Origin of the sequence: Bacteroides sp. RTP31139st1_H2_RTP31139_211217 (assembly GCF_040227615.1) — a bacterium.
GTDB classification, from domain to species: domain Bacteria; phylum Bacteroidota; class Bacteroidia; order Bacteroidales; family Bacteroidaceae; genus Bacteroides; species Bacteroides uniformis.
This window is the reverse complement of record NZ_JBCNZM010000204.1, coordinates 1-7,269: the sequence shown is the minus strand read 5'-3', so window position 1 is coordinate 7,269 and position 7,269 is coordinate 1. Positions and strand designations below refer to the sequence as shown.

Annotated in this window: 4 protein-coding genes; all 4 read right to left on the bottom strand. The window is 48.7% G+C overall.

Annotation, left to right across the window (positions count from 1 at the left end; translation table 11 throughout):
• Positions 1-704, bottom strand: a 704-nt coding sequence (locus ABUA47_RS21740) for a cellulase family glycosylhydrolase (RefSeq protein WP_349832035.1), incomplete at its 3' end; no start/stop codon positions are given.
• A 127-nt stretch (positions 705-831) separates the two neighbouring features.
• Positions 832-2,289 (bottom strand): glycan-binding surface protein, encoded by a 1,458-nt coding sequence (locus ABUA47_RS21735; protein WP_035447037.1) that lies wholly within the window; start codon positions 2,287-2,289, stop codon positions 832-834.
• 40 nt (positions 2,290-2,329) lie between these two features.
• The gene (locus ABUA47_RS21730; RefSeq protein ID WP_035447034.1) at positions 2,330-3,952 is read right to left on the bottom strand and encodes a RagB/SusD family nutrient uptake outer membrane protein; all 1,623 of its coding nucleotides are present in this window, start codon (positions 3,950-3,952) and stop codon (positions 2,330-2,332) included.
• 36 nt (positions 3,953-3,988) lie between these two features.
• Positions 3,989-7,165, bottom strand: coding sequence for a SusC/RagA family TonB-linked outer membrane protein (locus tag ABUA47_RS21725; protein ID WP_035447031.1), 3,177 nt, complete (start codon positions 7,163-7,165; stop codon positions 3,989-3,991).
• Positions 7,166-7,269 lie beyond the last annotated feature (104 nt).

Sequence of the window (7,269 nt, the reverse complement as noted above, 5' to 3'; positions counted from 1 at the left end):
TGGTGGCTATTGATGATAGCCACCATGCCACAGTCGAGGGTCCAGTTTAGGATTTTCTCTACGCGGTCCATCAGGTCAGGATGCACTTTGAAGTCGTCGGACAGCAGATTGCCCCAGCTGACCGGTATGCGCAGAGATGAGTAGCCCGCTTTGGCATATCCTTCAATGATTTCTTGTGTGATAATAGGGCTTCCCCATGCTTGTTCGTAATTGAGAATGTTGCTTGGGTCTATCCAGTCGCCCACGGCATCCAGCGTGTTGCCTAGGTTGATGCCCAGTCCCATTTCGTTAATCAGTTGGTGGGTTGTGAGATTCTCGCGTACAGTGTATTTTTCCGGTTCATCGCTTTGGATATAGGCCGCCTGCTCCACGTTGATTTCTTGTACATGCTCCTTTACGCTGACGGTGATGATGGCGTTGCGCACGTCGGGCGTAGTGTTGGGTTCTACGGTTATGTTATAGATTGCCTGTACGGGAGTGCTGCTTTCCGAGGTTACTTTGCACCATGCTTCCGAACTTTGGAAAGTGGCTGGTTCATTGGGGGTGATACCGAATTTCTTGCTACCACCCGTTTGTTCAAAATGGAAGGAAGTAGGCTCTACGATGATTTTCAGTTCTTTTTTATCGTCAGAGCAAGCCGTCATCAGAAATAGAATCAGGCTGGTCAATAGGGTTTCCTTGAAGATTTGTACCATGATATTCATTGATTTTCTCTTTAATAATTGCGGTGTATTCATTTTTTAGACGCTGATTCAGCTGAATCAGCGTCTAAAAGTTTAAAAGAGCGGTGTCACTTTATGTTAATTCTGTGTCTGAATTCAATTTATTGAATTATTGTATCTTGACAATTCGGAAATTATCAAAATACATTTCGATGTTGTATGGACCATTACCGCTGGGGTTGGTCATCTGGAGTGCCAGCTCTTCGCCACTCCGGCTTTGGAATTTGCCCCAGGTAGCTTCATCCACGAGTGCAGAGAGCGGAATGCTGCATTGCATCCACTGGCCTACTTCGGTCTTTCCAGTGAAATCGCTCATAGGACGATAGTCCGTGTAGTTGTGTGCCTCGTTTCCTTTGAGGTAGATACGGAAGACAGGACCTTCGCCATATTCTTGCGCTACAAAACACTCGAACTGTAAAGCTAGTTCGGAAGTCGGTGTAGCGGCAGGCAAGAAGGCGGCATCAATATTCCATACAGCGGTGTTCTGCAATTGTCCCCACCACCAGTTCCATGCAGAAAGTTCACCGGCCAGCTGATAGCATTGCCCGTCGGAGAAGTAGGGGGGTACCGAACCGTCGGCTGTGATGGCTGTGGCAAATCCGCCCCATGAGAAGGAACCGATGTCATCGTAGTTGAGCACGATATTCTCCAGAGGATAGAAGCCCGGAACTTCGGCAGTGCCGCCCATTGTGGTGATGGCGAGTGAGCAAGTGCCTTGTGGTGGGCGCGGCATGGTGAAGGTAAGCACATCGTTGGCTTCGCTTATAGTAACAGTAGAGAGGTCTACGGAGCGGTTGCCCATTGTGATGGAGGCGATGTCCATGAAATTCTGTCCCAGTACGGTAACAGTAGTACCCGTGATAGGCATCATGGAACTTACCTTGTTGATGCTCGGTGGAAGAGCTGTACGGCGGAAGGGAGTGAATGCCGCTGCCGTATAGCATTCTACTACCAGACTTCCTTCATCAATCAGTCCTGCCGGTGCCTTGAAGGAAATTTCACTGAAATCTTTGTTTACTGTAAATTCTGTTATTTCTGTTGATACGGGAGCATCGGTAATGTCACCTTCGGCTGTGGTGAAGTAGATACGCTGGATTTCGTAGAAATTGCCTCCTATTACGCGTAATGGTGTTCCTACCTCTACGGGGAAAGTAGTGGCGATGCGGGTAATATAGGGTGCAGGCGAGAGCACGTGCATCGAGTAGATGGCTGTGCCGTGCGTAGTTTCTATACGTAGTTCATCCTTCAAATCGGGATTGGCGCCAACCAGCGGTAAATCTGCGGGAATGGTGAGGATGAGATTGGTAGATGTGCTGTAGTTACTGTTGAATGAAACTTCTTGTTGATTGATGAATACTTTTTTCACACCGTTCAAGTTTTCACCGATAGCCACAATCATGGTACCTGGATTTACGTCAGTAAAGGTACTGTCGGCTTTCTCGGGGTCTGTCAGGCGAATGTGGTGGATGACGGGGATACCGCCGCCTTCATCGTCGTTACAAGCGGTGAAGAGATTGCATGCCAGCATAATGGTCAGCAATATTAAGGGAAAATGGATATGTTTCATGTTATAATAGTAAAATTAGATAATGAATGTATCGTTTGACTTATTCACTGAACTCATAGGCTACCGGTTCTTCATTCAGCAGCGGGTTCTGGATGATGTCGCTTTCCGGATAGGGCATCATGATGTTGTTGTGGGTAATTTCGACATTTTCGCCCGGTTCCTGCCAATTTTCCACACCTTCGAGGAAGACATCACCGTCGTATTTACCGAAGTGCAGATAGCCGTCCTCATCTTTCACAATGTTGTCAACTGTATAACCTCGGTGCTGGTTCTGGAAATAATTGAGCATGTAGTCGGGTCTCCAATGATACCACGACACCATGTCATACCAGTTGCAATACTCCATAGAAAATTCGACGCGACGTTCACGGATAATGTCTTCAAAGGTGATGCTTTTCTTACGTGGAATACAGGCACGGTCGCGGACAAGATTCAATGCTTCCAGACCGGGGCCGCCGGTCAATTCTTCATTGTTGCCGAGACAAGCTTCGGCATAGGTGAGATAAACATCGGCCAAACGCAAGATGTAGGTGTTAAGCGGAGAATTCATTGACTGGATATAGCCATCGTTGTCATCATCGGGACCGCCGGGCACGCCTTTCTTGATGCTGGAGGTGTTGCCGTCGTAGGTGTATCCACCATTGGCAATACAAATATAGGGATAATATGTTCCCGGAGTGCAGAACGTTGCGTTGCGGCGTATGGTATCGCCTACTTCATATTGCTGAAGCATATCAATGCTGGCTTGGTAACTACTCCAGACGTTAATGCCACCAGTCATCGTGCTGTTACCCGCAAGGTCGGCAAGCAGGGTGTTGCATACTCCCCAATCACCTAACGGTACCCATTGCATGGCGATGAGTGATTCCGGATTGTTGTTATGTTTGTATTTGAAGAGGTCTTCGTAGCGGTCGTAAAGGGCGATTCCGCTGTTCTCTATCACGTCGGCTGCTATCTTTTTTGCCAGTTCCAGGTCTGTATTGTCTCGTGTACCTCCTTTCCATCCAGAACGGGCAAGGTAGGCTTTGGCCAACATTCCTTTGGCTCCCCAACTGCTGACGCGGCCTTTGGCCATCGGCACTTCGGGGAGGTTCTCAGCTGCGAAGGTCAGGTCGCGAATCACCAATTCAAACACATCCTCTTCGCGATGGAGGGGTTGGATGGGGTTGGCTACCACTTTGTCGTTATCTTCAATGATAATGACTGGTCCCCAAAGACGCACCATGTAGAAGTAGGCACAGGCACGCATCAGGCGCGCTTCGGCAATGGCGGTCAGTTTAGCCTGTTCGCTTACGTTGCTGCTGCATTTGGTCTTCACGTCACTGATGGCGGCGTTTGCCATGGTGATGACCGAATAGAATCCTTTCCAGGCAGCGGCAAGATTGTCGTTCAATGCCGTTACCTTGAAGTTGGTAAATTCTGGGGAACCCCAGCGGCTGAAGTTGTCGTTAGCCCGGTTACTGCCCAGCGGCACGATGGAACGCTGGTTGAGGTCGAACCAGGCACGATTGTAGAGCGGGGCTGTAGCCGCTTGTAAAGCTTTATCGGAAGTGTAGAAGGTTACATCCACGTAGTTGCCTTCGGGAGCACGTTCCAGAAAAGAGTCGCTGCACGCTGTGAGCAGGAGGAGCGACGATATAAGGGTGAGAAATCTGTATTTCATGTTATTTGTCTTTTTTAGTGATATTTGCCAAACTCATTAAAAATTAAAATTAAGTCCGAACGTATAGATACGCTGAGAGGGGTAACGGGCATCGTCCACACCCCGCAAGAGGACATTGTAATTCAATGCGCCTATTTCAGGGTCGTATCCTTTGTAGCCACTGATGGTGCAAAGGTTCTGAATATTGACGTAGAGCCGTATATTGTCTATTTGTAAATGGCGCAGCCACTTTCGGGGGAATGTATAACCCAATGAGATGTTCTTTATACGGAGATAAGAGGCATCTTCGATAAAACGGCTGGAGATACGGTTGTTGTCATTGGCGCTACTGGTGGTGACACGCTGTACTTTGGCTCGGTCGGCATTGACGATATAGACGTTGGAGAGCTCTTCATCGCCCACTTCGGGGTCGTGCATTCCAATCAAAGCAATGTCGGTGGCTTCTTTCAGCAAGTTGCTGTTTCGCATGGGGTCGGTAAACGTGCGGCGGATTAGGTTGACGGCTTTATTGCCTACCGAACCGTTAAGGAAGATGTTGAGGTCGAATCCTTTATATGCGAAATAGTTGTTGAATCCGAAGGTGAACTTAGGAGCTGGATTACCCAAGAATGTACGGTCTTTTTCATCGATTACACCATCTTCGTGAAGGTCTTCGTAAATGTAGTCACCTACCCAGATACCATTTTTGCTTATTTGTTGACCCTTGGGAATTGCTATACGTATGCGATTGCCCGCTTCGTCGAGCTGGAAGTTGCCGTCAGCATCTTTCTTGTAGAAGTCGCTCTCTTCTTTGAACATACCGATGACTTTATAACCGTAGAACTGCCCGACCGGTTCGCCCACCATAGTGTAGGTCAGCGTTTCATTTCCGTTGATGCCCGAGATTGCCGATGACTCGGAGTAGAGTTTTGTTACTTCGTTGCGGTTGATGGAGAAGGTGAGTCCGGAAGTCCAGGTAAAGTCGTGGGTCAGGATGTTGCGTGTATTCAGTGTAAATTCCACACCCTTGTTGGTCATGGCACCGGCGTTGACCCACGGTGCACCGATGAGTCCACTTACATAGGTGGGCAATGAGGCTTGCATCAAGAGGTTGTCGGTCTTCTTGTAATAAGCGTCGGCAATCAATTCCACGCGGTTGTCGAAGAGGGCGAGGTCTAGGCCGATGTTATAGGAGTTGGTTTCTTCCCATTTCAAGCTACGGTTGGGGTAGTTTCCGGCATAGAATCCGGTTCCCCAGATGGAAGCTGCCGAAGCCATGGTTACACCGTAGGCATAAGAGCCTGCCCATTGGTTACCTACCACACCCCACCCTAAGCGAAGTTTTAGGGAGTTGATGGCTTCCACGTCTTTAAGGAAGGCTTCGTTGTTGACTTTCCATGCCAATGCTACAGAGGGAAACCAACCCCAGCGGCTTTCCTTGGCAAAGGATGAAGAACCATCGGCACGGAGGGTGGCGGTCAGCAAGTAGCGGTCGGCAAAGTTATAGTTCAGACGGCCGAAGTAAGACTCGATGGCGGATGAACCGCGTGAGCTGTTGGCTTTGGCGGTAGTGGCGTCTCCGGCATTCAATTCGTGAACCGAGTTGAAGAGGAAGTTGGTACGGCTTCCGTCCAAAGATTCCCAGTTGTTTTCTTGCGCTTCGTGACCGGCCATGACCGAAACGTTGTGCTTGCCGAAAGTACCATTGTAAGTAAGGTAGGTCTTCAAAGTCCAGTTACTTCCGTTACCTGCCGAGCGGCTTGCCGAAGATTGTTGTTTGAAGAATTCATAGTCGTAGGAAGGAGTGAACCGATAACCGGTGTTGTAGTTGTAGTTGGCTGCATACTCTGTGCGGAACACCAATCCTTTCCATAATTTGATGTCAGCAAAAGCATTGACGTAAACCTGTGTACTGCGGCTGTAGTTTTCGTTTTGGATAAGGTCGGAGAGGGGATTGGAGAAGTAAGTTCCATACATATTCTCCGTCTGCATACCGAAACTTCCGTCCGGATTGCGGGCGGGTACCTCGGGAAGCTGGTTCAGGGCATTATAGATGGCACCCGAACCGTCTACGCTGTTGGTTTGTTTGGTACGTGCCACTGAAGCACGCAAGCCGGTAGTGAGCCATTTGTTAATATCGTTGTCCATGTTGACACGGAAAGAGAAACGTTCGAAATCGGAACCGAACACGATACCGTCTTGTTGCAGGTAACCGCCCGATAAGGAGTATTTCATGTTTTGCGAACCGCCGGAAATGTTTATTTGATGGTTGTGCATCGGTGCTGTGCGGAAGATTTCGTCCTGCCAATTGGTTCCTTCACCAAGGAGTGTGGGATCTTTAAACTCCTCGCGTTCACCGAAACCGATTGTGGCAGCGCGGAGGTTCTGATAAACGGCATATTCGGGAAGCGACAATGTTTTCAACTTCTTGGGAAGTTGCTGGAGGGCATAGTAACCTTCGTAGGAAACTTTGGTCTTGCCCGTTTCGCCCTGACGGGTAGTGATAAGTACCACACCATTGGAGGCGCGGCTACCGTAGATGGCAGTGGCAGAAGCGTCCTTCAAAACCTCCATAGATACGATGTCCGATGGGTTGATGGAACTGAGTACACTACTGTTACCGTTATTGTTACCCGATATGGCTACACCGTCGATGACGTAGAGCGGTTCGTTGCCGTTCAGGGAGTTGATGCCACGGATACTGACGGAGATACCGCCACCCGGAGTACCGGAGTTCTGCGTTACTTGTACACCGGCGGCGCGTCCTTGCAAAGCTTGGTCGAGCGAGGTGACTACGGATTTTTTCAGTTCGTCACCCGTCACGCTGACCACGGAACCGGTCAAGTCACTGCGTTTCATCGTACCGTAACCTACAACTACTACTTCGTCCAACATTTCGTTGTCCTCTTGTAATTGCACGTCTATACGGCTGTTTTTTCCGACCTTTATTTCTTTGGAACGGTAGCCGATGTAGGAAACAATCAAAGTCTGCCCTTGTCCTGCTTGGACGGAATAACGTCCGTTGAGGTCGGTGGTACCACCGGCTTTGGTCTCTTTTACTATAACGGTGGCTCCTACAAGTGGTTCACCGTCCGATTCTGACTGAACGATACCGGAAATCATTTTACTTTGTCCGTACATGGAGATTGTACCCCAAAACATCAGCACAATGGCAAGCAATTGCTTTAATTTTGCCCATTGCCATTGTGGACGTACATTTGCGCGTAACTTCATAATACTTTAATTTAAGATTTAAAAATATAGTAAGCATTCGAACAAATGCACCTTTTACACTTTGAGGTTTGGTTGTAGCTTTGCGGCAGTGAATACAATCAAAC